At 52.8% G+C, this 26,101-nt stretch carries 22 protein-coding genes; all 22 read left to right on the forward strand.

Annotated elements, in window-relative coordinates; translation table 11 throughout:
* Positions 1-2 precede the first annotated feature (2 nt).
* The 22 genes from B5G37_RS03405 (at position 3) to B5G37_RS03505 (ending at position 26,073) form a co-directional block, all read left to right on the forward strand.
* On the forward strand, positions 3-851 hold the full coding sequence (locus B5G37_RS03405) for a DUF6017 domain-containing protein (RefSeq protein WP_087253908.1): 849 nt from the start codon (positions 3-5) through the stop codon (positions 849-851).
* 55 nt (positions 852-906) lie between these two features.
* Entirely contained in the window at positions 907-1,818 is a 912-nt protein-coding gene (locus B5G37_RS15515; protein ID WP_087253911.1) for a hypothetical protein, read from the forward strand.
* An 863-nt stretch (positions 1,819-2,681) separates the two neighbouring features.
* Entirely contained in the window at positions 2,682-4,223 is a 1,542-nt protein-coding gene (locus B5G37_RS03415; RefSeq protein WP_143482864.1) for a SpaA isopeptide-forming pilin-related protein, read from the forward strand.
* The gene (locus tag B5G37_RS03420; protein ID WP_087253916.1) at positions 4,220-6,160 is read left to right on the forward strand and encodes a SpaH/EbpB family LPXTG-anchored major pilin; all 1,941 of its coding nucleotides are present in this window, start codon (positions 4,220-4,222) and stop codon (positions 6,158-6,160) included. The genes B5G37_RS03415 and B5G37_RS03420 overlap by 4 nt, the downstream gene beginning before the upstream one ends.
* A complete protein-coding gene (locus B5G37_RS03425; RefSeq protein ID WP_087253920.1) occupies positions 6,144-7,013 on the forward strand; it encodes a class C sortase in 870 nt (289 codons plus the stop codon). Before B5G37_RS03420 ends, B5G37_RS03425 begins: the two co-directional genes overlap by 17 nt.
* The gene (locus B5G37_RS03430; protein ID WP_158099338.1) at positions 7,006-7,878 is read left to right on the forward strand and encodes a class C sortase; all 873 of its coding nucleotides are present in this window, start codon (positions 7,006-7,008) and stop codon (positions 7,876-7,878) included. The genes B5G37_RS03425 and B5G37_RS03430 overlap by 8 nt, the downstream gene beginning before the upstream one ends.
* Positions 7,879-8,011: 133 nt before the next feature.
* Positions 8,012-8,428 carry a hypothetical protein gene (locus B5G37_RS03435; protein WP_143482865.1) on the forward strand — a complete coding sequence of 139 codons (417 nt, stop codon included), beginning with the start codon at positions 8,012-8,014 and terminating at the stop codon, positions 8,426-8,428.
* Entirely contained in the window at positions 8,425-8,745 is a 321-nt protein-coding gene (locus tag B5G37_RS03440) for a hypothetical protein (protein WP_087253930.1), read from the forward strand. Before B5G37_RS03435 ends, B5G37_RS03440 begins: the two co-directional genes overlap by 4 nt.
* 62 nt (positions 8,746-8,807) lie before the next feature.
* Positions 8,808-10,172 carry a relaxase/mobilization nuclease domain-containing protein gene (locus B5G37_RS03445; RefSeq protein WP_242962746.1) on the forward strand — a complete coding sequence of 455 codons (1,365 nt, stop codon included), beginning with the start codon at positions 8,808-8,810 and terminating at the stop codon, positions 10,170-10,172.
* The gene (locus B5G37_RS03450; RefSeq protein WP_242962747.1) at positions 10,153-10,812 is read left to right on the forward strand and encodes a PcfB family protein; all 660 of its coding nucleotides are present in this window, start codon (positions 10,153-10,155) and stop codon (positions 10,810-10,812) included. Before B5G37_RS03445 ends, B5G37_RS03450 begins: the two co-directional genes overlap by 20 nt.
* Positions 10,813-10,815: 3 nt before the next feature.
* Complete coding sequence (locus B5G37_RS03455; RefSeq protein ID WP_087253937.1) at positions 10,816-11,001, forward strand: hypothetical protein; 186 nt, start codon at positions 10,816-10,818, stop codon at positions 10,999-11,001.
* A 37-nt stretch (positions 11,002-11,038) separates the two neighbouring features.
* On the forward strand, positions 11,039-12,808 hold the full coding sequence (locus B5G37_RS03460; protein WP_087253940.1) for a type IV secretory system conjugative DNA transfer family protein: 1,770 nt from the start codon (positions 11,039-11,041) through the stop codon (positions 12,806-12,808).
* On the forward strand, positions 12,795-13,154 hold the full coding sequence (locus B5G37_RS03465; protein WP_087253943.1) for a TrbC/VirB2 family protein: 360 nt from the start codon (positions 12,795-12,797) through the stop codon (positions 13,152-13,154). The genes B5G37_RS03460 and B5G37_RS03465 overlap by 14 nt, the downstream gene beginning before the upstream one ends.
* Positions 13,155-13,211: 57 nt before the next feature.
* Positions 13,212-14,048: a hypothetical protein gene (locus B5G37_RS03470; RefSeq protein ID WP_087253946.1), complete on the forward strand. Its 837-nt coding sequence runs from the start codon at positions 13,212-13,214 to the stop codon at positions 14,046-14,048.
* Positions 14,049-14,061: 13 nt separating this feature from the next.
* A complete protein-coding gene (locus B5G37_RS03475) occupies positions 14,062-14,430 on the forward strand; it encodes a PrgI family protein (RefSeq protein ID WP_087253949.1) in 369 nt (122 codons plus the stop codon).
* Positions 14,423-16,759 carry a DUF87 domain-containing protein gene (locus B5G37_RS03480; protein ID WP_087253952.1) on the forward strand — a complete coding sequence of 779 codons (2,337 nt, stop codon included), beginning with the start codon at positions 14,423-14,425 and terminating at the stop codon, positions 16,757-16,759. The genes B5G37_RS03475 and B5G37_RS03480 overlap by 8 nt, the downstream gene beginning before the upstream one ends.
* 44 nt (positions 16,760-16,803) lie before the next feature.
* On the forward strand, positions 16,804-18,597 hold the full coding sequence (locus B5G37_RS03485) for a CHAP domain-containing protein (RefSeq protein ID WP_242962740.1): 1,794 nt from the start codon (positions 16,804-16,806) through the stop codon (positions 18,595-18,597).
* A gap of 348 nt (positions 18,598-18,945) precedes the next feature.
* A complete protein-coding gene (locus B5G37_RS03490; RefSeq protein ID WP_087253955.1) occupies positions 18,946-19,365 on the forward strand; it encodes a hypothetical protein in 420 nt (139 codons plus the stop codon).
* Positions 19,366-19,387: 22 nt separating this feature from the next.
* A complete protein-coding gene (locus B5G37_RS03495) occupies positions 19,388-19,597 on the forward strand; it encodes a transposon-transfer assisting family protein (RefSeq protein WP_087253958.1) in 210 nt (69 codons plus the stop codon).
* An 835-nt stretch (positions 19,598-20,432) separates the two neighbouring features.
* Positions 20,433-20,813, forward strand: a complete 381-nt coding sequence (locus tag B5G37_RS15685; RefSeq protein ID WP_242962741.1) for a TnpV protein — start codon at positions 20,433-20,435, stop codon at positions 20,811-20,813.
* Positions 20,814-20,857: 44 nt separating this feature from the next.
* A complete protein-coding gene (locus B5G37_RS03500; protein ID WP_242962742.1) occupies positions 20,858-25,777 on the forward strand; it encodes an SNF2-related protein in 4,920 nt (1,639 codons plus the stop codon).
* Positions 25,774-26,073 carry a hypothetical protein gene (locus B5G37_RS03505; RefSeq protein WP_143482866.1) on the forward strand — a complete coding sequence of 100 codons (300 nt, stop codon included), beginning with the start codon at positions 25,774-25,776 and terminating at the stop codon, positions 26,071-26,073. The genes B5G37_RS03500 and B5G37_RS03505 overlap by 4 nt, the downstream gene beginning before the upstream one ends.
* Positions 26,074-26,101 lie beyond the last annotated feature (28 nt).

Consider the following 26,101-nt stretch of genomic DNA (forward strand, 5'->3'; position numbering starts at 1 on the left):
TTATGGCTGTTTTTCGCATTGAGCGTACCAAAGATTATACCGTGATGAGTAATTATCACCTGAAGGACAAGCGATTGTCCCTAAAGGCCAAGGGGCTGCTGTCTCAGATGCTATCCCTGCCTGACAACTGGGACTATACCTTGGCGGGTCTATGCCACATCAACCGAGAGAGCAAAGATGCCATTCGCACGGCGCTCCAGGAGCTGGAGAAGTATGGCTATCTGCACCGCCGACAAACGACGGATGCCAGCGGCAGATTTAGCTCCAACGAGTACATCATCCGTGAGACGCCCACAGACTTTCCAGTGGGGCCGTCGTCGGGGTGTCCGTTGTCGGAAAATCCGACAACGGAAAAGACGTTGACGGGAAATCCAACGCAATTAAATACTAATATATTAAATACTAATCTATCAAATACTTACTCTAATCCTTCTCTTCCTTCTCCTCCTCCACCTGGCGGTAGGATGGAAACGAAGGGAAGCGAAGGGATGAGCCAGATGGACATAGAGAATGCTCGTGCGTTGATCCAAGATCGCATCGGATATTCGGTGCTACCGGATTACGGCTTTTCCCAGGACCTGCTGGATGAAATCGTGGAGCTATTGGCCGAGGTGGTGGCCATCCCACGAGCTACGGTGCGAATCTCCGGCACAGACTTTCCCTACCGTATGGTGCGGGATCGTCTGCTGGGCCTGAACATGTCTCATATCCAGTATGTGCTGGATTGCATGAGCCAGAACACAACCCAGGTGCGAAATGCCAAGCAGTACTTGCTGACAGTCTTGTTTAATGCTCCCACAACGATGGAGGCCCATCTGATGAGCCAAGTACAGCACGATAGATGCAGTTGACCATAATCTGGTCAGTTGATATAATTTCGACAAAGAAAAACGAGAGGTGAGATGAATGAAAAAAACAGTATTGGTAGCCGCTCTGACGTTGGCCATGCTGCTTACGGCATGTAGCGCAGGGCATGTGGCAGACACCCCTGACCCCTCCTCCAGTGTTGGAGTCGTGGACGCAGACGGCAAGCCATCCTCCAACGTAAAAGAGTCCGAAAAACCGGACAAGGATGCAGATCCAACCAGCAGCGTCTCCGGCAGCAACTCTTCCAGCAAGCCCTCCTCGGGTAGCAACGGTAGCTCTTCCAGCAAGCCCTCCACCGGCAGTAGCGGCAGCTCATCCAGTAAGCCCTCCACGGGCAGCAGCGGCAGCAGCTCCTCCAGCAAGCCCTCCACGGGCAGTAGCGGCGGCAGCTCCTCCAGCAAGCCCTCCACGGGCAGCAGCGGCAGCAGCTCCTCCAGCAAGCCCTCCACGGGTGGTAGCTCTTCTGGTGGTAGTAGTGGTTCTTCGGGCGGCAGCTCTTCCAAGCCGGTGGCAACTCCAAAGCCCACTACAAAGCCAAAACCTACTCCCAAGCCCACTCCGGTCCCCACGCCAAAACCTACTCCCAAGCCCACTCCGGCTCCTACGCCCAAGCCCACGCCCACCCCGCAAAAATCCATTTGGCAGTGGCCCATCAGTAAGTCGGATCGAGATGCCATCTATGCCGAGCTGGTGGCATACGGGCAGAGTTTGGGACTGCGCCACTTGGCGGTGGATGATGGTGTTGTCAAAACGCCCGACAATTCTTCCTGGGCTACCCCAACAACGATTACGTCCTCCAGTAATCCGAATTTTCTGGAAATTGGACTGAAAAACCAAATCTCTTATTTGCCCCAATACGTTGAAGATACTGGAGGTGGGAAGATTGATTATTTCATCATCTATATCCAAGACCTCGGCGGTGGAAACTGTAAGGTTTACATCATGTACTGACAACTTAATAGCTTTTACAAAGCTCTCTGTTTCACGACAGAGAGCTTTTTTATATATAAAAATCTTAAGAAAGGAATTGAGACGAGATGAAATTCATCAAACGAGTGCTAGCTGCGCTACTGAGCGGATGTCTATGCCTGGTGGTTTTGCTGGGGGCAGCTGTTCCCAACAGCTCGGCTGCTGAAGATGAAACAGTTGCCGAAATCAGTGGGCTTTCCGATGCGGCGGTCCTGGCAGACTTTTCTCCTGGGCAAACAGTGAATACCAAAGAGGGAGGCCCATACACCTCGGTAACCGGTCACAAATATGCCATGATGCAGTATCGCTTCATGCGGTATTACAGTGACGGTACCAAGAAGATCATCAACAACATCAAACCCGAAGGCCGTACAGAAGTGAAATACTATGTGGGGAATATGTTTGCCTACTGTATAGAGTCTGGACAGGCATTTAATGGCGGGAATTATGTGTCAAGTCTCCCGGGAGTGTCAGATTATATTGCTTTGCTTCAAATGCATGTTCCGGCTGCCCCGAACAACATTATGTTGGCGATGCTGTATGGATATAACCAATCTGCTGCGCTTCCAACCACATCGCAAATAGGTTGTAATTTCAATGCGGATGATTTTGCGTTTGCAACACAGATAATCATTTGGGAGTTTCAAAGTGGAATCCGCACAAGTCCCACTAAAATTCAGAATCTCAGCTATGGTGGGCAGACCATCTATGCGGACAACTATGTCAAGTGGATCAACGGATATCCTGCCAAGAACTGCTATAACTGGATTTTGAGTCAGATGCAAAAGCACAATACCAGACCTAGCTTTTCTGGGGGCACCACTAGCGCTGCTCCTGTGCAGACCATGAAATACAACCCGCAAACAGGAAAGTATTCCGTCACACTCACAGACACCAACAACACCGGATGCGATCTGAAATTTCCGGCTACCAGCGGTATCACAGTCAGCCGCAATGGCAATCAGTACACGTTTTCTACCAGTCAAGTCATTACTAATCCGGTAACACTGACAGTGCAGAAACAAGTGCCGAGAGGAACGGGTAACTTCCTGATCTGGTCTAACGGTAAGGATCAGACTCTGGCCACGGGCGTAGAAGACCCTGTGAAATTTTTTGTGAAACTTAAAACGGAACCTATGGGTGAGGTAAAGGTGGTCAAACAGACTACAGATCACACCGGAAAGGTGGTCAAGCTGTCCGGCGCTGTCTTTGACCTTATGGTGAAGGACGGAAACAGCTGGACCAAGGCCACCACCCTGGTTGAGAGCAAAACGGGCGAATACACCTTGCCCACCAACGACCAGGGCTACTACTCCTACACGTTGCAAGTGGGGAAAACCTACAAGGTGGTGGAGACAGCTGCGCCCAGTGGTGTCGTCAACACAGGTTGGGAGTCGCAGGAGTTCACTTATGCATCTGGTGGCAAGTATTCCTACACCTGCAGCAATGAAATTCCCACCGGCGGTATCAAACTGGAAAAGACGGATGATCTGGCTGGCTTTCCTCTGGAGGGGGCCGTATTTGAGGTAACAGCCGCCCAGGACATCACCTACACCCTCAACGGAACTACCTACACACGATGCCACAAGGGGGATGTGGTGGGGCAGATGACCACGGACGCCAGTGGTATGGCCTCCATGAGCGGTCTCTATTACGGTACTTACACCGTCACAGAAATCCAGGCTCCGGACGGGTATCACATTCTGATTCCGGCCTTTACGGTAAATGTGGCGGCTCCGGCAGATTACAAGTCCACCACCGTCTACCCCTCCGCTGCTATTGGCGTGTCCACCTATGACGGCGTGACCAGCACCCCGGATGGGGGCGCACAGCTTACCAATCGCCCGATGCTGGCCAACTTGACCATCCACAAATCTGGCCAGGGAGATAAGGACCTGTCCGGCGTGGAGCTCCAGCTGGTGGATACCCAGGGAAACGTAGTGACCTGGAGCCAGCAGGAAGATGGCAGCTATGCTGCCATGCTGGTACAGGACGGCCAGTGGGTCCCGGCCCAGGGTGTGGACACGGTGATCACAGACGCCCAGGGCCGAGTGGAGCTGGTGAACATTCCCTACGGCACCTACACACTGCGTGAAATTCAAACAGAAGCTGGCTATCAGCTTTTGCCCAATCCCGTCACTATCACCTTGCCCTATGAGGTGGCTGGAGAGAAGGACTCCGGTGGCGGTGAGGTCTACTACAGCAATGGGACCAACTACTACTACCATCTCACTTATGACCTGCGAAACACCCTGGTGTATCGCCTGCCCGCCACCGGAGGCTATGCCGTTTGGCTGATTGGAGCCGGACTGGCATTGGCTGCACTGTGTGTGACTGGGCTGGCTGTGCATAAAAAACAAAAGAAAAACGAGGAGGACAACAAATGAAACGCAACAAGATGAAGCAAATCGCCAGTATGGGCCTCGCCCTGTCCCTGTGTGCAGCTTTCGGACTGTCTGGTACGGCTCTGGCCTATACCACGGAGGATGCCACCATCGACTACAACAAGACCGCCAGTCTCACCATCACCAAGTATGATCTCACCGCTGCCACCCAGGCGGGGGTGAGCACCAGCGGTCTGGTTTCCACTGGCAAGGAAAACACCGAGGCTGAGACCATGCTCCAGGACTACACCCTGGGCGGTGTGGAATTTACCTATCTGCGCCTGGGCGGTATTGACATGTACTCCGACCAGGATGCCACCAATGCCACCATCCAGGTTATCTACGGCGTGGACAATGAGGCGGTGCGGGACACCCTGGGCCTCACGGAGGAGGACGTGGTAAAAACCGAGGATGGTATCCCCTGGTATACCTCTGACACCCTGATCGACGCCCTGGAGGAACAGCTCACCGCCAACCGCCGAGCCACCAAGGATGCTCTGGAGGCGGAGGCCAACCAGAGCGGCACTGCCATGGCCCTCACCGATGACATCACCGGCACCACTTCTGTGGACGGCCTGGACCTGGGCCTGTACCTGGTGGTGGAGACAGAGGTGCCGGAGAACGTCACTTCCACCGTCAATCCCTGGCTGGTCTCCCTGCCCATGACGGACACGGAGACCGGGGATGGATGGTTCTATGATGTCACGGTCTACCCCAAGAACGAGACCGGAAATCCCACCCTGGAGAAAGAGGTGTCCGATCTGGCTCACGGTGTCAGCTTCTCTGGTGACATTGACGCCCTGGGCTATCGGGATGTGGCCACTGGCAGCACCGGAGATGTGATGGGTTACCGCTACCTGTCCACCCTGCCCACCATCACCTCCAATGCCACCCAGCTCATCCAGTACCGCTTCGAAGACATCCTCTCCCCTGGTCTGGAGTACGACCAGAACGATGTGATCGTGTGCTGGTATGAGAGCTACGAGGAGGCTCAGAAGGACTACACCATCGCTATGCCGGACACTCCCGCCACCCAGGGTGCCAACGCTGCGGAGATCTGGGAGTGCAATGAGTACGGCATCGGGACCTATTTCGACGTTACATACGGAACCCTGGACGATGGCTCCACCACCATGACCCTCCAGTTCAACGAGGCGGGCCTGGAGCGCATTAACACCCCCGTGGACAACAGCCAGCAGGTAGGTCGGTACTCCGACTGGACCTGTGTGGTGTACTATACCGCCAAAATCAACAGCACCGAGGACATGATCCTGGGCGACGAGGGCAACCCCAACACCGTCACCCTCACCTGGGAGCGTACCAGCAAGGGCTATATCGACACTCTCAGTGATGAGGCAACGGTGTACAGCTATGGCATTCACCTCACCAAGAAGTTCACCGCTGGCGGTACCAACTATGATGCCGTCCAATTCATCGCCCAGAACGTGACCAACGCCACCGGGACCTACTATGTAGTGGCAGATGCCACTCCCAAGGCTGGCGTGTACTACGCCACCGGCACCACCACCAACGTTGACGAGGCCACCCGCATGACCCCGGATGAGACAGGCCACCTGTACCTGTGCGGCCTGGAGGAGGACACCTACCAGCTCACCGAGACCCAGACGGACCCCAACTACAATCTGTTGGAGGATGTCATCACCGTGGATATTGACACCAAGTACACCCCCGGTGTGCAGGTAGGTTCCCTCACCGCTACCGCCAAGGTAGACGGTTATGCCGCCACTATGGAGGCTATGGGAGACAGCGGCAATGCCCTGGTGCCCCTGACCGTCCTCAACACCCGTGGCTTTGATATGCCTGAGACGGGCGGTACTGGCACTATGGTGACTACGGTGCTGGGCATTGTGCTGGCTGGCGGGATGCTCACCGTGAGCATTATCCTCTTGTTCAAGCGCAAGCATGAGATGCAAAAATAAAGCGCCCCTGCTATTGGGGCTGGGCTGCGTGCTGGCCATGGGAATGATTTTCTATCCCATGGCCAGCAACTGGCTTTCGGGGCAAACGCGCTCTCAGGTCATCACGGAGTATGAGGCAGCTGCGGAAGCGCTGGACAACCAGGACACCCAGGTGGCCCTGGAGCTGGCCCGAGACTACAACCGAGAGCTGCTGGAGCAGAGTTGCTCGGTTGCGGGATTCTCAGTCTCTGGTGCGCCAACCCCAGACAAGGACATTCTCACCGCCCTGGACCCTACCGGCGGTGGGATGCTGGCCACGTTGGAGATTCCCGCCATCGACGTGATTCTCCCCGTGTACTACGGAACTCAGTCCACCACCCTCACCGCTGGTGTGGGGGTGGTGGAGGGCAGTTCCCTGCCGGTGGGAGGAGAAGGCAGCCATGCAGTTCTGGCTGGTCACAGCGGGCTGGCCTCATCCCGGCTCCTCTCCGACCTGGATCAGCTCACACAAGGAGATGTGTTCTTCCTGCGTGTGCTGGACGAAACTCTGGCCTATGAGGTGGATCAGATTTCCGTGGTGCTCCCCGATGACGTGAGCCAGATCGGGATTGCCCCCAACGGGGACTATGTGACCTTGCTTACCTGTACTCCCTACGGGATAAACTCCCATCGCCTCCTGGTCCGTGGTGCCCGAACAGAGTTAGCGGAGGAAGATACAGCAGCTTCTGCTGGCGAGCAGAAAAGCCATGGGAGCAGCTGGTGGGGCGAATACCGTACCGCCATCTTCATTGGCGTTGGAATCTACCTTGCCATCCTGGTGGTGGCGGTCCCGGTGGGAATGTGGTGGATTAAGAGAGGTGGCAAAAATGGCTAAGAGGCTGGTGTTGCTGCTTGCACTGGTTGCAGACCTGGTTCTGTTGGTGATTCTGTGCCAGCCCATCGCTGCCCCCATCGTGTATGAGCAGACGGTGAAAGAAGAGATTGCCGTAGTGGAGCAGGAGCAGGAGGTGCCGGAAGCCCACCAAGACCTGAAGGATGCCATGGCGGAGTACAACCTCCAGCTGGCCCAGGATCAGTCTGGACTGGACAGTGTGGACAGCTATGAAGAGCCTGGGCTGAATTTGGAGGACTACGGCCTGGAAGCGGATGATGTGGTGGGATATGTAGAAATCCCAGCCATGGAAGTGGCCATCCCTCTTTATCTGGGTGCATCCAAGTCCAACATGAACAACGGTGCAGTTGTTCTGGGACAGACCAGTATGCCCATCGGTGGCAGCTCCACCAACTGCGTGATTGCTGCGCACCGGGGGTGGAACAACATGGCCCTGTTCCGGGATATTGAGGTGCTCCAGGAGGGGGACCTGGTGTACCTGGTCAACCTCTGGGAGACGCTGACTTATCGGGTAACGAAGATCTCCATCATCTGGCCCGATGAGGTGGAGGCCGTGACCATTCAGCCCGGGAAGGACATGGTGACCTTGCTCACCTGCCATCCCTATCTCACAAGCAAACGGCGGTATTTGGTGTACTGCCAGCGAGTAGAGGAGCCGGAGAAACAGGGAGTAGTGCCAGGTCAGACGGTGACTACTACCAGGGTAGTAGAATCAAAAATCCAGGCAGAGCAGGAGCGTGGCCTTCAGATTATGTCCGTTGTGATGTGTGGTGTGGCTGGCGTTTTCTTTGTTGTAGGGATATGTGGAGGGAGGAAAAAACGTGGCAAACACAAGGTCGGTGGCTAAGCGTATTTGCTTATTACGGAGATTCCGCAATATGTCCCTGACTGGGTTGGGACGGAAGATCGGATTGCCTCATCCATATACCCGTATGTCGCAGTACGAGGCATCCGAACGCACTCCCAAGGAACCAACGCTTATGGCTATGGCGCAGGCACTGGAGGTCAGCTCTGCTACGCTGACCAGTTGCGTGGGAACCACTGTGGTTGATCTGATGGAGAGTATCTTATGGATGGAAGAGTTTGAGGGCGTCGAAGTGGTACGAGCCTGTATCCAGGAGTGGGTGCAAATGAGGGCCATGTACGACAGCGGATTAATGGATAAGGAGGCATATCTCGAATGGAAATACCAATGGTCGGGACTGGGGCAGGGAGAAACCCCACGAGGGGACGGGAGACGAGAGACGGGGGACGGGGGCCTCGGCGACAATGATGGCATTGTCGCCGCAAGCAACGAATCGTGTCCCCACGATTCAAGTTTTTTGGGGGCGCACCCACAAAAATACTTTAGGGGCAATGCCCCTAAGACCCCTGATAGAAAGGAGGGCGTCACATGAAGCGGAGCCAAAAGCGCATTTGTGAAATCAAAATCAGATTTTTGGATGATGAGCTTGAGGAGCTGAACAGGAAGGTCCGAAAGACGGGGATGTCACGTGAGGCGTATTGCCGGGAAGTCCTAAACGGCTCGGAGGTAAAGGAAGGCCCTTCGGCGGATGTTCCTCTCCTGTTGCGTGAGGTGCGCCAGAACAATGTATTGTTAGACCAACTGGTGCAGGCAAGAGGAGAACTAGAGGGCGTGCGGCTAGCACAGCTACTGGATCAGATACAAGAGGTGGAGCAAATGATTGTAGAAGCATATTCGCTTAGGCACTAAAGATGGCAGTGACAGCTATGTGGGCCATCAAAGGGCGGCTAAGCCAGGTCATCGATTATGTGATGAACCCAGAAAAAACTACTGAAGAATTCCTTCCAGACTTGATTGCCCTTCATGCGGTCAACGGTGTCGTGGAGTACGCAGCAGATGAGGTGAAAACAGAGAAGCGCTCATATGTAAGTTGTCTTAACTGTACAGAGAGAAATGCTGCCCAACAATTTCTGAGTACAAAGCGGTTCTGGAGAAAGGTAGAAGACAAGCGCGTCTGCTATCACGGCTATCAGTCCTTTCAGGAGGGAGAGGTGACGGCAGAGCAGGCCCATGCGCTGGGGGTCGCTTTGGCAAAGGAATTGTGGGGAGATCGTTTTGAAGTGGTGGTAGCTACCCACTGTAACACCAATCATTATCACAACCACTTTGTGGTTAATTCGGTGTCCTTTGCAGACGGGAAAAAGTTCTACAACTCCAAGGCAGATTACAGGCGGATGCGAGAGGTGTCAGACCGCCTATGTCGGGAAGCTGGCTTGTCCGTGGTGGAGCGGCCTGGAGGGCGAAAGAAAAGCTACAGCGAGTGGAAGGCGGAACAAGATGGAGTGCCCACCCAGCGCAGCACCATCCGGGCAGACATTGACCGGGCCGTTGCATCCGCCACCACCGAGCAGGGTTTCATCCGAACCATGCAGGAGATGGGCTACCAATTCAAGACCCGCAGGGCAGACGGAGAACGTCTGAAGTACCCAGCTTTGAAGCCACCGGGAGCCAAGGGCTTTTTTCGATTCCACCGTCTGGGAGATGGCTATGACCTGGACGAGATCATAGACCGGGTCTATGAAAATATGCGAAAACGAGTGCCTTTCCCAGAGGCGGAGCAAGAGGCTGCATCTCGGCTCCGACAGGAAATGTGGAGCCACCCGACTATGAAGTGCAAGGGGCTGCGGGCACTGTACTTTCGTTACTGCTATGAACTTCACATCATTGTTAAACATCCGGCATCCGTTAAACGGGTGTCTTTTTTGTTGCGTGAGGATGTGAAGAAGATGGAGCGATATATTGCCCAGACCCGTCTGCTGGGCCGAGAGGGCATTGACACGGAGCAACAGCTGGAAGTCTACCAAAACGGCCTGGAGGGCAAGGTGGAGCAGCTGATCCAGCAGCGCCGGGCATTGCGCAATCGTCTGAAGGCGGCAACCAGGGCCGGAAACGGGGAGACCGTTGATGGGTTGAAATCCCAGATTGCTGAGTTGTCGGTTCAGATAAAAGCTGCACGGGATGAGATCGGACTGTGTAGCGAAATCAAAGAACGGTCTAAACAGGTGGAAAGAAACCTGATAGACATAAACAACCAGATTCAGGAAGGAGAGAAAACAAATGAATCCAGCCGGAGATGCAGCAGACCAGGTCGTGAAAATGTCCTTCAATGGCCTTGAGTTTGGCTTGAGAATTACAGGTGCTGCTGCAAAGCAATTGGCAATTCTGATCTATGCCATTCTGAAGGAGCAGAAAAAGACAAGGGGAAAGGCCAGAATGAACACCATGCTGCGCAGTGGCAAGGAACTTCGGGTCTTTGCGGTAAAGCCGGAGGACCTGAAGACTTTCTGCCAGGAGGCCAAGCGGTATGGTGTGCTGTATTGTGTCTTGAAGTCCAAAAACTCCAAGGACAGTGTGGTGGATGTCATGGTCCGAGCAGAGGATGCCTCCAAGATCAATCGAATTTTCGAAAAATTCGAGATGGCCACGGTGGACATGGGGACCATCGAGCAGGACCTGGAACGAGGATTGGAGAAGGCGGGAGAGGGAGAAATCCAGACCCATCAACAGGAAGAACGAGGGCAGAGCACAAACCCCACCAAAGGCCGGGAGGCAAAGTCCAGTCCGTCCGAGCCTACCTACGAAGCCAGACGAGCCGCAGGGGGCACCTCTAAACCCAATGCCAAGCCTTCTGTAAAGCAGGAGCTGCGGAACATTCGGGAGCAACAGGGGAAGAATGCGGCAAGAGGCCCTCAGCAGGCCAAGACTCCAACCAACCGGACGCCGAAGCCCAAAGTACCCAAGGGAAAGGGGAGATAAGTTGTGGAGAAAGAGGTCGTTGTAACCCTGACGGATTATGAACAGCGGATTCTGGTGCGAGGAATGAACGAGTACCGAAATCAGTTGCTGAAGGAGAAGAAACCCACGGAGGACGTGGCCCGTGCGATGCTGAAGGTGATACAGGCCAAGCCGAAAAAGAAAGGACTGCTGTCCCGTGAGACAAGATAAGTTTTCTAAGCCAAGGCTGATCCTCTATGTGTGTGGGATGATTCCGGTAGCCTGGTGTGGGTTGCTGCTGGCTCCTTACCTGGAAGGTGGACTGCCGGGGATCGTTGCCAATGCAGCAGCTGCATTTGAAAGCCCGTTTCGGGTGCAATGGTGCCAGAACAGTGTGAAGTCAGTCCTTATTTTTTGGCTGCTATATGGGTGCATTTTGGGTATCTACTTATCCACAAACCGCAATTACAGACGCAGAGAAGAACACGGTTCCGCTAGATGGGGATCGCCCAGTGCTGTGAATAAGAAATATGCCAGCAAGGTGAAAACCGAAAACAAGATTCTGACCCAGAACGTGGCCATTGGCCTGGACGGGCGGAAACATCAGCGAAACCTCAATATCCTCTGTTGTGGTGGCTCTGGTGCAGGTAAAACCAGATTCTTTGCCAAGGATAATATCATGAACTGCAATACCAGCTTCGTGGTATTGGACCCAAAGGGTGAGCTGCTGCGAGATACTGGAAATCTCTTGGAGTCGAATGGCTATGTGATTAAGGTCGTTGATCTTGTCAACATGGACCGGAGCCATTGTTACAATCCCTTTGTGTACCTGCGCAGTGATAATGACATCCAGCGTCTGGTAACAAATCTCTTCAAGAATACCACGCCCAAAGGAACACAGACCCAGGACCCGTTCTGGGACCAGGCAGCTACTATGCTGTTACTGGCTCTGGTGTTTTACCTCTATTATGAGGCACCACCAGAGGAGCAGAATTTCCCCATGGTCATGGAAATGATTCGAGCCGGAGAGGTGCGAGAGGATGACGATGAATACCAGTCTCCCCTCGATGAGCTGTTCGATCGGCTGGAGCGGCGTAACCCGGAGCACATTGCCCTGAAGTATTATCGAAGCTACCACTCTGGTTCTGCCAAGACGTTGAAGTCCATTCAAATCACCCTGATTTCTCGCTTGGAGAAGTTTAATTTGACTTCCTTGGCCAGTATCACGCAGCATGACGAGATGGAACTGTGGAGCCTCGGAGAACAGAAGACGGCTGTGTTCGCTGTCATCCCAGATAACGACAGCTCCTTTAACTTCATCGTCGGTATGCTGTATACCCAGCTCTTTCAGCAGCTCTATTACCAGGCCGATGTGGTACACGTAGGACGGCTCCCCATCCACGTTCACTTTGTCATGGACGAGTTCGCCAACGTGGCACTGCCCGATGAATTCGACAAGCTGCTGGCCACCATGAGAAGTCGTGAGATCTCTGTATCCATCATCATCCAGAACCTGGCGCAGCTGAAGGCTCTGTTTGAAAAGCAGTGGGAAAGCATCGTAGGCAACTGCGATGAATTTCTCTACCTGGGCGGCAATGAGCAGTCTACCCACAAGTATGTGTCCGAGCTGCTGGGGAAGGAAACCATTGACATGAATACCTATGGGCAGTCCAAGGGACGGAATGGAAGTTACTCCACCAACTGGCAGCTGGCAGGCCGAGAGCTGATGACCCCCGATGAAGTGCGTATGATGGATAACCGCTACGCACTTTTATTTATCCGGGGAGAGCGCCCCATTATGGACCTCAAATATGACATCATGAAGCATCCAAACCTGGCTCTTACCACCGATGGTGGTGCCCCGGCCTATGTGCATGGAGAGGATACCCGCAGCTTTGCCAGTATCATCGTTGATGAACAACTGTTAGAACAGGCCGTAGCCTATGAGGGTGCGGCCTCCAATTATGAGCTTCTTTCAGAACAGGAGCTGGAAGAATATTTGAATTATATGGAGGAACAACAATATGAAAATCAATAAGAAGCATGAAGCCAACATCCAGCGCAAATTGACCGCCCCGAATAAGGAAAAGAATTGGTTTCGTCGCTATGCCATGACTGTGTTGGCCATGGCGATTCTGGTGGGCCTGACTGCTCCGGCGCACGCAGAAGGAAGTGACCCTGTTACTGTGGTCAATAACCTGTCTGATCTCATTTTCGCCCTCATCAAAGCTGTGGGTGGAATTATCGTTGGCTGGGGTATTGTCCAGGTTGGCTTGTCCATTCAGTCGCATGATCCCTCTCAGCGGTCCAACGGGATTCTCGCGGCCCTGGGTGGACTTATCATCTTTTTCGCCAAGGAAATCCTCACACTCATCTCTGGCTGATAAAAATACGTGGGGGCGGGTGACTTTCCCGCCCCTCACTTGAAAGGAGGCTTTTGAATGTCGGACAACTGGGTGGTTCAGAACCTTCAGGACATATTGAATCGCTGGAATTCCACCCTGAGTGATATTTGGACACTGATAACGATGTCGCCAGAAAACTTCCAGGGAGGAGCGATTTGGCGCATCGTACTCAATATCCATGGTGCATTACAAGCAATAGGCTATTCGCTGCTTGTGCTGTTTTTCTTGGTTGGTGTTGTAAAAACCTGTGGCACATTCGTAGAGATGAAAAGACCGGAACAGGTATTTAGAATTTTTATCCGCTTTGCAATTGCCAAAGGGGTTATAACCTACGGGATGGAGCTGATGTTGGCACTGCTCAGTATCGTGCAGGGTGTCATCTCAACCATTATGAATTCCGCAGGCTTTGGAACACCACAAGATACCGTGCTTCCCCAGGAAATCATTGATGCCGTGGAGGATTGCGGGTTTGTAGAATCCATACCTCTCTGGGCCATTACGATGATTGGTGGACTGCTGGTGACGGTGCTGTGCTTCATCATGATATTTAGCGTATATGGCCGCTTTTTTCGCCTGTATATGTACACAGCCATTGCTCCCATTCCACTGTCCAGCTTTGCGGGATCGCCCACCCAGAGCGTGGGAATCAGCTTTTTGAAGAGCTATGCTGCGGTCTGTTTGGAAGGAGCGATCATTGTCCTGGCTTGTGTAATTTTTTCCGTGTTTGCCTCATCGCCACCCACCGTCAATCCGGATGCCGCAGCCGCCACGATGGTTTGGAACTACATCGCAGAGTTGGCATTTAATATGCTGATCCTGGTAGGGACGGTAAAAATGGCTGATCGTGTTGTCAAGGAAATGATGGGCCTGTAAAGGAGGACGAATTTTGGAGGTTAAAATCAATCGAGAAATTCGAGAATTCACAGAAGCAATCTTTTTTGGACTGTCTTTAAGACAGACTGTGTGTTCTGTTTTAGCTGCTGCATCAGCTGTTGGCACCTATTTTCTTTTTGAACCTCATTTGGGGAACGAGATTGTCAGCTGGCTGTGTATTGTGGCTGCGGTACCATTTGGAGCCATGGGGTTTGTCCGCTATCACGGAATGACGGCGGAGCAGTTTTTCTGGGCTTGGATTCGTTCTGAGTTTCTGACGCCAAAGCATCTCGTATTCCGGGCCAACAACATCTACCACGAAGCTATGCGGGTAAAGCCTGCTAAGAAGGATAAAAAGAAGGTGAAAGCAAAGCATGAATAGAATCATTCGGAAGTTAAAACAACGGGAAAAAGAGCCATTCCACATTCCCGGCAAGGTGCAGGATATTCTTCCTATCCGACGTGCGTGGGAAGATGGCGTGTTTCAGGTAGGGAAGAAGTTTTCCAGGACCTATCGGTTCACCGATGTGAACTATCAGGTGGCATCCAAGGCAGACCAGGAGAGTATGTTTTTGCAGTACTCGGATTTGCTGAATGCCCTGGACAGCGAAGCCACTGCCAAAATCACGATTTCCAACCACCCCATCAATCGCAAAAGCTATGAGGAGGCCATTCTTCTGTCCCTGTGTGGGGACAGCCTGGACGAGTATCGACAGGAGGTCAACCAACTGCTCATGGACAAGGCCATGGGTAGTCATGGGCTGGTGCAGGAGAAATTCATCACATCTTCCGTGGTAAAAAAGAATATCGAGGAAGCCAGAAACTATTTCTCCCGTGTGGGGACAGAATATACCACCTACTATGGACGCCTGGGGTCTCGTTGTACTGAATTGGATGCAGTGGAACGGCTGCGGATTTTCCACGATTTTTTCTGGCCGGAACATGCTTCCAGTTACCACATGGATTTCAAAGAAATGATGAAGAAAGGGCATGATTTTCGAGACTACATTTGCCCGGATTCTGTGGAGAAGCACAGCGATTACCTTCGCTTGGGGAAACGGTATGCCCGTGTGCTTTATCTGAAGGATTACGCCTCCTTCATCAAGGACTCCATGGTGACCGAGCTGACCAATTTGAATCGCCAGCTCATGCTCTCCATTGATATTTGCCCCGTCTCCACCGATGAGTCTATGCGGATCATTGAGAATATTGTGATGGGCGTGGAAAAGAACATCAACGATTGGCAGAGGCGTCAAAATGCCAATAATAATTTTTCTGCCATTATTCCCTATGATATGGAATTGCAGAGAAAAGAGGCCAGAGAGTACATCAATGATGTTAACACACGGGATCAACGCATGATGTTTGCTGTTCTCACCATGGTACATGTGGCAGACACCAAGGAAGAGCTGGATCGGGATACGGAGACTATTTTGGCCATTGCCCGCAGTCACATGTGCCAGATGGCGGTGCTGCGATACCAGCAGCTGGATGGCCTCCAGACGGTATTGCCCTTTGGAATCCGAAAAATTGACGCCTTTCGCACTCTGACCACCGAGTCTGTGGCTGTGTTTATGCCCTTCAAGGTCCAGGAAATCATGGACCGGGGCGGAATCTACTTCGGAGAGAATGCCATCTCTCACAACCTCATCATGTGTAATCTGGAAAATCTTATGAATCAGTCCACCTTTATTTTGGGTGTGCCCGGGTCGGGTAAATCCTTTACGGCAAAACTACAGATTTTCCTCATGCTTCTGAGTACAGGTGACGATATCCTGATTTGTGACCCAGAAGGCGAGTATGCGAGCATGTTGCGAGGGATCGATAATGTCACCATAGCCAATATTTCCGCCAGTGGTGGAGACAGACTCAACGCTATGTACATGGAGGAGGGATACGGTGGGGAAGACCCGCTGGTGGAAAAATCCCAGTTTATCATGTCTCTGCTGGAGCGCATTGACAAAACGGCTGTTGGGGCAAAGCAGCATTCCATCATCGACCGCTGTGTGGAGTATGTGTATGAGGATGCAAAGAAATCCGGTCATGTGGCTACACTTTGCCACTTGAGAGAAAAGCTGCTGGAGCAGCCAAACCCGGAAGCCCAGGATCTGGCCCTGGCCCTGGAGCTGTACACCAGAGGCTCCCTCAACATCTTTGGGCGGGAGAGCACGGTGGATTTGAACAAACGTGTGGTGGTCTTTGACATTCATGGACTAGGAGAGCAGCTAAAACCTGCAGGACTACTGGTCATCACCGACACTATGCTCAACCGTGTGGCTCAGAACTGGAAGAAGGGGAGGCGGACCCATGTCATCATTGATGAGTTTCATGTGGTATTTGAAAATGAATTCTCCGCTGCCTTTTTCAATTCTGCTTGGCGTCAGTTCCGCAAGCGCAATGCCTACCCCACGGCCATTACCCAGAATGTTGAGTATCTTCTGGACTCAGTGCAGGCCAGTACCATGCTTTCCAACAGTGAATTTATCGTGATGCTCAACCAGGCAGCCAAGGATCGGGAGAAGCTGGGAGAACTGCTGAATATTTCAGATGAACAGATGAGCTATGTCACCAATGCGGAGCCTGGCTGTGGACTAATCCGCTATGGAGGCGCAGTGGTGCCCTTTGTCAACCGTTTCCCTAAGAATACAAAAATGTATCAACGCATGACAACTCGCCCCGGCGAGGGCGATTTTGCAGGAGGACAGGCATAGGCCTGTCCTCCCGTTTTTAGTGTTACAGAAGGGGGTTATGCCATTTGAGGGACATTAAAGTGAAAGAAACCATCAAAGACATCAAACTGCTGAATAAAGCGGTGACGGTGGGCAGCCATACCCTTGATGCGGGGAACCGAGTGAAGACACGCGCCACTAGTTTTGCCAGTGGCAAGGAAGGGTCGGCCCATGAATATGCCCAGGAGAATTTGCAGGGGGCCATAAAGGACGGTGTCTCGGATGCCAGGAGAGATCTCACCGCTGGTGTAAAAGCCGGAGTTAAGGCCGGATGGCGGAGAGGGAAAAAGGAGTATCAAAAATATAAAGAACGCCATGCAGCACAAGAGTGCGATGCTCCGGTGCAAGGTGGGCGAGGAAGTGAAACATCCTCTCAGGCATATCAAAAAGGCAAGACATACGCTCAGGAGAAAGTGCAGCGATCTTACCGCATCAAAAGCAGCTCTAAAGGAGTTTCTGCATCATCCAAGGCAAAACGCCCGATTGAGATGACAGGGAAAGACGCCCTGAATACAGCCAAAGGGTCCATGCGAAAGGCTGGTAAGACCGTAAAGACCGCACAGAGATCCTCCCAGGTGGCAGTACAAGGCGCCAGCAAGACTGCTGCCGCTGCCAGGCAATCCGCGATTGCTGTTGCCAGAACATCCAGGGCGACGGCACAACTTAGTCAGGCTACTGCTCGAATCTCATCTTCTATGGCCAGAAGAGCAGCACATGTGGCGATTTCTGTGGTAAAAGGCGTCTTTGTAGGAATGAAAGTATTGTTGTCTGCCCTGGTTGCAGGAGGCACTGTTGCCGTGATGACTGTGGTAGTCCTGTGTGTGGTTGGTCTGATTGCTGGCTCGTTTTTTGGAATCTTCTTCTCCAATGCTGATGCCGGAGATGCTATGACGCTGCAACAGGTGGTTCGAGAGATCAACCAGGAGTACCAGGATGAATTAGATCACATCAAGACATCGGTGGCCCACGATGTGTTGGAAATGTCCGGCTCACGAGCCGTATGGCCGGAGGTGCTGTCTGTCTATTCGGTGAAAACTACTACAGATCCAGAACATCCACAGGAAGTGGCTACGATGACAGAGGATAAGAAGCGGCTGCTGGAGGATATATTTTGGGAAATGAATCAGATCGACCATCGAACAGAATCGAAAACGGAGACCGAAGTGGTGGAAACTGACGATGGGAATGGAAACATCCTAGAGGAAGAAGTCTCTGTAACCAACATCTATCTGTACATTACCGTAAGCCACAAGACAGCCGAGGAAATGGTACAAGCATACCATTTTGACCAAGAGCAGAAAGAAATGATGGTAGAGTTGCTGGACGAGGAAAATGCTTCCTTGTGGACATCTGTGCTATACGGCATTGGAGCCTCTGATGAACAAATCGTTGCAGTAGCACTTTCCCAGGTTGGAAATGTGGGGGGAGAGCCGTACTGGTCCTGGTATGGCTTCAGCTCTCATGTGGAGTGGTGTGCGTGCTTTGTCTCCTGGTGCGCCAACGAGTGTGGTTACATCGAAAACGGAATCATCCCTAAATTTGCTGGATGTGTCGGCGGCATCAACTGGTTCAAGGAACGTGGTCAATGGGCTGACAACAGCATAGAGCCAACACCTGGTATGCTGATCTTCTTTGACTGGGATGACCCAGATGGCCTATCTGGTCCCCAGGATGGATTATCGGATCATGTGGGTATTGTGGAGAAGGTGGAAGGTGGGCGTGTCTACACCATCGAAGGAAATTCTGGGGACGCATGCCGGCAGAGAAGTTACCCTGTTGGGTATTATGAAATTATGGGATATGGCATGCCGGCATACTAACAACAGGGAGGGAGACAAGAGTTGACAAGGAGAAAACGAGCGGTTTTGAGTGGAATTATGCTGATTTTGGTACTAGCTGTGGGTGGAACTGCTGGACAGAGCAAGGAAGCGTCTATTTCCAACGAGGAAAGAGAATCGGCGTCTTCCGTTACCAGTCCGATACCCACATCTCCAGCTCCAGAGGCGAAACCTACGCCCACTGCGGGTCCCACACCTGTACCTACGCCTGAACTGTCTTCGACTCCAGTGGCACCGACAACGTCCACGCCAGAGCCAACCCCAGAACCTATCAAGAACCCTGAGCCTACACCCAGGCCGACCCAATCTCCAGATGGGGTGGTGGAGGAAATGGCCAGCCGTCCGGGGATGATCGGACGGCTGACCATTGCGGATGTTGGGATCAATGTGGCTCTCTTTGGGCGTGATCTCCGTGAGGATAACCAGGCGATTGTTGATGCAGTTGATAGTGCAGCCTATATCTACACTGATGTACTTGGAGACGTTCGAGACATCATATCTGACCATGACAATCAAGGCTTTGACGGAATCAAACGGGCTGTAGTAGGTCAGACAGTTGCCACTATTGATTTTGGAACGCAGCAAGAAAAGTATGTGTGCATAGAAAAATACAACCATGGACAGAACGTGTTGACAGATCTCCTGGCGGACGATGGCACTTCTGTGCTGTATCAACACAGTCCTGGCTTAATAATGTACACGTGCAATGCAGATGGAAGCGTCACGATTACTTGCTGGACGCCAATGTAAAACAGAGGAGGTGAAGAAATTCATGACCAGGGATGAGAAAAATTTAATTTGTCTTTATAATCCTGGCGACCGAAATGGTTTGATAGCGAATCTGACGGAAATGTGTAAACAGCTAACCCTAGAGGAGACAGAGCTATTAGAACTGACAAACAGTACCCTGGGCAAACTTCGGGACATGACTGATGCCGAGTTTGAACGGCTGGATTTGTACCTGGATTTTGGTGAAGAATAGCATATGAGCAGCGGGAAGCCCGATTGGGCTTCCCACTTTTTGTTGAGAGGAGAAAAAGAAATGTCATCGAAATTGGAGTACTACAGGGAGATGGCTTTTTATGAAGGCTGTAAACTGGCTACCAGTAGAACTGAATGGATCAGTTTTTTGACCACGGTATCTCAGCTCTACAAATATCCATATCATGAGCAGCTGTTGATTCATGCGCAGCGACCGGATGCCACAGCCTGTGCCTCCTATGATGTGTGGAATAAGAAGATGGGACGGTATATCCGGCGTGGAGCAAAAGGGATTGCTTTGCTGGATGACTCGGGAGGAAAGCCTCGTATACGCTATGTGTTTGACCTCTCAGATACAGTTGCGGTGAGTGAACAGTCCCGGACACCGTGGCTATGGGAACTGGAAGATAAACATGTGGTTCCTGTGACGGCTATGCTGGAGCGTACCTATGGGGTAGGGGGTAATAGCATTGAACGACAAATCATGGACATAGCCCGAAAACTATCCGATGAATATTGGAAAGATCATCAAAAGGACATTCTTCGTATCCTTGACGACTCTTTCTTGGAGGAGTATGATGAGTTCAACGTAGGGGTTAGATTCAAGACTGCTGCGACAGTAAGCATTGCATATTCCATCATGCTCCGCTGTGGGTTGAAGCCGGAGTTCTACTTTGACTATCAGGACTTTGTGGCAATCTTCGACTTTGACACTCCGGCTACCATTGAGGCGTTGGGGTCAGCAGTCAGCCAAATCAACCAGCAGGTTTTGCGGCAAATTGGTGAAACAATTCGCAGAGCGGATCGTGAAGCGGTTCAGGAAAGGAGAAAACTGAATGAAAGACACCGTGAAGAGCAGCTTGGAAGACAAGCTGGAGTACGTCCAGAGCGGGGAGTGCTTGATTCCGAAGTTAAAATTGAGCGACCAGGAGGACACGCCTCTGGGCAAGTACGGCAGGATGCGGAAAGCATACCTGAAGGAACATCGGCCCATCATCTACAACCACATGCTGCTCCGAGAGACCCTGTACCCCCATCTGAGGGAGATCGACCAGACGGCCAGAGAGAGACTGGAGCAGATGATGCCGGAGCTGGCGAAGGAAGCGGGAGCGACAGAGCAGCTGAAGGCCAGCGACCCGATGAAGTGGGTGGGGCTAATGAACAACTGCAAGGCGCAAGCCGAGGAGATTCTGAAGGCGGAGCTGATTTACAATTAAATAAGGAAACTGAGGGCGCAGGTAGTGAAGAGCTACCTGCGCATTTGCATGTTCAGCAAGAAGAGAAGTCACAAATTTCTGTTCAGGTTAACGGCAAGTGGCAGGCATTCTCCAATGTCAAAGCTGCCGAGGAAGCCTCTTTTGAGGAATACAAGACCAATCTGCACCGCAACGCCGAGAATTTCCGTATCACTGACGATCACTTGGGTGAAGGCGGTCCCAAGGCTAAGTTCCAGGCCAATGTCGAGGCAATCAAGTTGCTGAAATACCTGGAGGAAACCACCGGACAGGCAACGCCGGAGCAGCAGCAGATCCTGTCCCGGTATGTGGGCTGGGGTGGCCTTGCCGATGCCTTTGACCCGCACAAGGAAAGTTGGAGCACGGAGTATGAGCAACTGAAAGAGCTGCTGACGCCAGAGGAGTACGCCGCTGCCAGAGGCTCCACCCTGAATGCCCACTATACCAGCCCCGTTGTCATCCGGGCCATGTACGATGCGGTGGGGCGCATGGGGTTTGAGACGGGAAATATTCTGGAGCCGTCCTGCGGTGTGGGCAACTTCTTTGGAATGCTGCCGGAACGTATGACCGGAAGTAAGCTGTACGGCGTGGAGCTGGACAGCATCAGCGGACGCATTGCCCAGCAGCTTTATCCCAGGGCGGAGATTACGGTGGCAGGCTTTGAGACCACCGATCGGCGGGACTTCTATGACCTGGCCATTGGTAATGTGCCTTTTGGGCAGTACCAGGTCAACGACAAAGCCTACAACAAGCTGCACTTTAACATCCACAACTACTTCTTTGCAAAAGCATTGGACCAGGTGCGCCCTGGGGGCGTGGTGGCCTTCGTCACCTCACGCTATACCATGGACGCCAAGGATTCTACGGTGCGCCGATACCTGGCCCAACGGGCCGAGCTGTTGGGAGCCATTCGACTGCCCAACAACGCCTTTAAGGCCAACGCCGGGACTGAGGTGGTTTCTGACATTATCTTTTTGCAGAAACGGGAGCGGCCTGTGGAGCTTGCGCCAGAGTGGACCCAAGTAGGGCAAAACCAGTATGGCCACACCATCAACCAATATTTTGTGGACCATCCCAATATGGTGCTGGGCCGGGAGGAACTGCAAAGCTCGGCTCACGGCATGGCCTATACGGTCTCGCCTCTGGAGGGGGCAGACCTTGCCCAGCAGCTCCAGGAGGCCGTGCAGCATATTGGAGGCACCTACCAGCCAATGGTGACAAACAGAACGGAAGTGCAGTTGCCGGCAGATGTGATCCCTGCAGACCCGTCTGTGAAGCCCTACTCCTATACTATGGTCAAGGGTGTCCTGTATTATCGTGAGGACAGCTACATGGTGCGACCTAACCTCAATGCCACAGCCGAGGCACGTGCAAAGGGTATGGTGGAGCTGCGAAATTGTGTCCAGCAGCTGATTGATCTGCAAATGGACGCCACCACGTCGGACCGTGACATCCAGGAGAAACAGGCGGAGCTGAACCGGCTCTATGATGATTTTTCTGCCCAATACGGGCAAATCACCAGCCGAGCAAATCGGCTGGCCTTTGAGGATGACTCCGCCTACTATCTCCTGTCTGCCCTGGAGGAAGTGGATGAGGATGGAAAGCTACTCCGGAAGGCGGATATTTTCACAAAACGTACCATTAAGCCCCATCAAGTTGTCACCTCGGTGGACACGGCCAGTGAGGCCTTGGCGGTCTCCATTGCAGAAAAAGCTGGGGTGGACATGCCCTATATGGCACAGCTGACGGGGAAGACGGAACAGGAACTGGCCAAAGAGCTGGAAGGGGTTATTTTCCGCTTGCCAGGAGCTACAGCGCAAAACCAGCGGGCACGCTATGAGACAGCAGATGCATACCTGTCTGGCAATGTGCGTGTGAAGCTGCGACAAGCACAACGGGCAGCGGAGTCAAATCCCATCTTCCATATCAATGTAGAGGCCTTGGAGAAGGCTCAGCCCAAGGATTTGGATGCATCGGAAATCGAGGTGCGCCTGGGTGCAACCTGGATTGATAAAGAGTACATCCAACAATTCATGTATGAGACTTTTGACACGCCCTATTATTTGCAGCACAGTGTTCAGGTCAATTATAGTCCCTTCACCGCAGAGTGGCAGATCACGCACAAGAGCCATATTTCCTGCAATGACATTGCTGCTCACACCACCTACGGCACCGACCGGGCCAGCGCTTATAAAATCCTGGAGGAATCTCTCAACCTTCGAGACATTCGCATTTACGACAAGGTAGAGGACCCGGATGGAAAGGAACGGCGTGTGCTCAACTCCAGGGAGACCACCTTGGCGCAGCAAAAGCAGCAGGCCATCCGGGATGCCTTCCGGGATTGGATTTGGAAGGACCCGCAACGGCGGCAGAAGTTGGTGGCTCAGTACAATGAGGAGATGAATGCCACGAGGCCACGGGAATACGATGGCAGCCATATCACCTTTGGAGGAATGAACCCGGAGATTACCTTGCGGGAACATCAGAGGAATGCCATTGCCCACGTGTTGTACGGCGGTAATACCCTCCTGGCCCACGAGGTAGGGGCAGGGAAGACCTTTGAGATGGTGGCCGCTGCCATGGAGAGTAAACGCCTGGGCTTGTGCCAAAAATCTCTCTTTGTGGTGCCAAATCACCTGACAGGGCAGTGGGGGAGCGAATTTTTACGGCTTTATCCTTCCGCCAACATTCTGGTGACCAGCAAAAAGGATTTTGAGCCGGGAAACCGGAAACGCTTCTGTGCCCGCATTGCTACGGGTGACTACGATGCGGTGATTATTGGTCATTCCCAGTTTGAGAAAATCCCCATCAGCCAGGAGCGGCAGGAGCGGCTCTTGCAGGAGCAGATCGACGAAGTTACTGAGGGCATCGCCCAGGTCAAGCAGAATGGCGGGGAGTCGTTTACCATCAAACAGCTGGAGCGCACCCGAAAGAGTCTGGAGAGCAAACTGGAGAAGCTCAGGGCAGATGAGCGCAAGGACGATGTTGTGACGTTTGAGCAGTTGGGCGTGGATCGCCTGTTTGTGGACGAGGCACACCTGTTCAAAAACTTGTTCCTCTTTACAAAAATGCGCAACGTGGCGGGGCTATCCACCACAGAGGCGCAGAAATCCAGCGATATGTTTGCCAAGTGCCGCTATATGGATGAAATCACCGGGAGCCGGGGCATCGTTTTTGCCACGGGTACTCCGGTATCAAACTCCATGACGGAGCTGTATACCATGCAGCGGTATCTCCAGTATGAGCGGCTGAAGGAGACCCAAATGGCCCACTTTGATTGTTGGGCCAGTCGGTTTGGCGAAACGGTGTCGGCCATGGAGCTGGCTCCCGAGGGGACTGGCTACCGGGTACGCACTCGATTCTCCAAGTTCTATAACCTCCCGGAGTTGATGAATCTGTTCAAAGAGGTGGCAGACATCAAAACTGCTGACCAGCTGCACCTGCCCACCCCGGAGGTGGAGTATCACAATGTGGTGGCTCAGCCTACTGAGCATCAGAAGCACATGGTCAAGGAGTTATCTGACCGGGCTGCAAAAGTTCACAGTGGGAGCGTGGATTCCAGCATAGATAATATGCTGAAAATCACCAGCGATGGGCGCAAGTTGGGACTGGATCAGCGTATTATCAATCCCTTGTTACCGGATGATCCGGGCAGCAAGGTGAATCTGTGCGTGAATAACATCTTCCAAATCTGGGAGGACAGTCAGACCGAGCGGCTGACCCAGCTGGTATTTTGTGATATATCTACGCCGAAAAGCAAAGGGGCGGACGGAGAGGCGGAATTTTCTGTCTATGAGGACATCCGGCAAAAGCTGATGGCGCGAGGTGTGCCGGAAAAGGAGATCGCCTTCATTCACGACGCCAATACCGACGCCAAGAAGAAAGAACTATTTGGGAAAGTGCGCAGCGGCCAGGTGCGGGTGTTGATGGGCAGTACCTCCAAGATGGGAGCTGGCACTAATGTTCAGGATCGGCTGATTGCGCTTCATGACCTGGACTGCCCATGGCGTCCAGGAGACCTGGAGCAGCGCAAGGGGCGTATTGTCCGCCAGGGGAATCAAAATCAAACCGTACATGTCTACCGTTATGTGACAGAGGGCACGTTTGATGCCTATCTCTGGCAAACGGTGGAGAACAAACAGCGGTTCATTTCCCAGATTATGACCAGCAAATCCCCGGTTCGCTCCTGCGATGATGTGGATGAAACGGCCTTGTCCTTTGCTGAAATCAAGGCGCTGTGTGCCGGAGACCCCCGCATCAAGGAGCGGATGGACCTGGATGTGGATGTGGCTCGGCTTCGGCTGATGAAAGCCGACCACCAGAGTCAGCAGTATCGCTTGGAGGATCGGGTGTTGACGTATTTTCCCCGGGCCATAGAGGAGAACAAGGGCTATATCCGGGGCTTCCAAGCGGATATGCAGGTGTTGGAGCAACACCCGCACCCCAAGGATGGGTTTGCAGGCATGGAGGTTATGGGACAGTTGTGGACGGACAAAGAGAAGGCAGGAGAGGCTCTGCTGGATGCCTGTCGGGTGGCCCCAGGTGGAGAGGCGATTAAGGTGGGGCGCTACCGTGGATTTGAAATGAGTGTATCCTTCAATGGCTTTGGAGAATGTCAGTTGACGATGCACAACCACATGAGCCACCTTGTTACCCTGGGGCAAGATGTACGGGGGAATATCCTGCGCATGGACAATGCCTTGGGGCAGATGGAGAAACGGCTGAACCAGGTGGAGGCCAAGCTGGATAATCTGTACCGTCAACAGGCAGCGGCTCAGGAAGAACTGGGCAAGCCCTTCCCCCAGGAACAGGAGCTGAGAACCAAGAGTGACCGTCTGCTGGAGCTGGATATGGAATTGAATATGGAGCAGAGCCAGCCGGAAGATCAAGAGGTGACAGGCAATGCCTCGGAGAAGAAAGCGCCTAAGATTAGGGAGGAACGATGATGGAAGAATCGAGTAAAACTGCACCGCTGATCGTGGGCCGAATAACGTATGCCTATGACACGCCGGAAGAATTTACAGATGCTGAAAAATATCTCCAGACTATCCGGGATGAGCTGCCTTATATGGCTACTACGGGGATGAGATTTGAGACTCTGACCAAGGACCCGGAGGTAAGAAAAGCAGTAGACGACATCGTTTATGATTTCAACGGGGAGAAGAACCCCCACCCCCTGGCATATTATCAGGCAGATGGTCAAAAGACACCCGTGAAGGAGGGAAAAGCAAAAGAGAGATGAAAGAAGCCTGGGGCGGATTTTTGCGATC

The sequence above is a fragment of the Pseudoflavonifractor sp. An85 genome (genome assembly GCF_002161235.1).
Lineage (GTDB): Bacteria > Bacillota > Clostridia > Oscillospirales > Oscillospiraceae > Enterenecus.

Excerpts from the sequence above, each read along its gene's own strand:
- B5G37_RS03430 (WP_158099338.1), top strand. The coding sequence starts at position 7,006 with ATGGCTAAGAGGCTGGTGTTGCTGCTTGCACTGGTTGCAGACCTGGTT.
- B5G37_RS03505 (WP_143482866.1), top strand. The coding sequence starts at position 25,774 with ATGATGGAAGAATCGAGTAAAACTGCACCGCTGATCGTGGGCCGAATA.
- B5G37_RS03465 (WP_087253943.1), top strand. The coding sequence starts at position 12,795 with ATGAAAATCAATAAGAAGCATGAAGCCAACATCCAGCGCAAATTGACC.
- B5G37_RS03435 (WP_143482865.1), top strand. The coding sequence starts at position 8,012 with ATGGCTATGGCGCAGGCACTGGAGGTCAGCTCTGCTACGCTGACCAGT.
- B5G37_RS15685 (WP_242962741.1), top strand. The coding sequence starts at position 20,433 with ATGAAAGACACCGTGAAGAGCAGCTTGGAAGACAAGCTGGAGTACGTC.
- B5G37_RS03445 (WP_242962746.1), top strand. The coding sequence starts at position 8,808 with ATGAACCCAGAAAAAACTACTGAAGAATTCCTTCCAGACTTGATTGCC.
- B5G37_RS03440 (WP_087253930.1), top strand. The coding sequence starts at position 8,425 with ATGAAGCGGAGCCAAAAGCGCATTTGTGAAATCAAAATCAGATTTTTG.
- B5G37_RS03425 (WP_087253920.1), top strand. The coding sequence starts at position 6,144 with ATGAGATGCAAAAATAAAGCGCCCCTGCTATTGGGGCTGGGCTGCGTG.
- B5G37_RS03470 (WP_087253946.1), top strand. The coding sequence starts at position 13,212 with ATGTCGGACAACTGGGTGGTTCAGAACCTTCAGGACATATTGAATCGC.
- B5G37_RS03415 (WP_143482864.1), top strand. The coding sequence starts at position 2,682 with ATGAAATACAACCCGCAAACAGGAAAGTATTCCGTCACACTCACAGAC.
- B5G37_RS03480 (WP_087253952.1), top strand. The coding sequence starts at position 14,423 with ATGAATAGAATCATTCGGAAGTTAAAACAACGGGAAAAAGAGCCATTC.
- B5G37_RS15515 (WP_087253911.1), top strand. The coding sequence starts at position 907 with ATGAAAAAAACAGTATTGGTAGCCGCTCTGACGTTGGCCATGCTGCTT.
- B5G37_RS03490 (WP_087253955.1), top strand. The coding sequence starts at position 18,946 with ATGGCCAGCCGTCCGGGGATGATCGGACGGCTGACCATTGCGGATGTT.
- B5G37_RS03405 (WP_087253908.1), top strand. The coding sequence starts at position 3 with ATGGCTGTTTTTCGCATTGAGCGTACCAAAGATTATACCGTGATGAGT.
- B5G37_RS03495 (WP_087253958.1), top strand. The coding sequence starts at position 19,388 with ATGACCAGGGATGAGAAAAATTTAATTTGTCTTTATAATCCTGGCGAC.
- B5G37_RS03460 (WP_087253940.1), top strand. The coding sequence starts at position 11,039 with ATGATTCCGGTAGCCTGGTGTGGGTTGCTGCTGGCTCCTTACCTGGAA.
- B5G37_RS03420 (WP_087253916.1), top strand. The coding sequence starts at position 4,220 with ATGAAACGCAACAAGATGAAGCAAATCGCCAGTATGGGCCTCGCCCTG.
- B5G37_RS03450 (WP_242962747.1), top strand. The coding sequence starts at position 10,153 with ATGTCCTTCAATGGCCTTGAGTTTGGCTTGAGAATTACAGGTGCTGCT.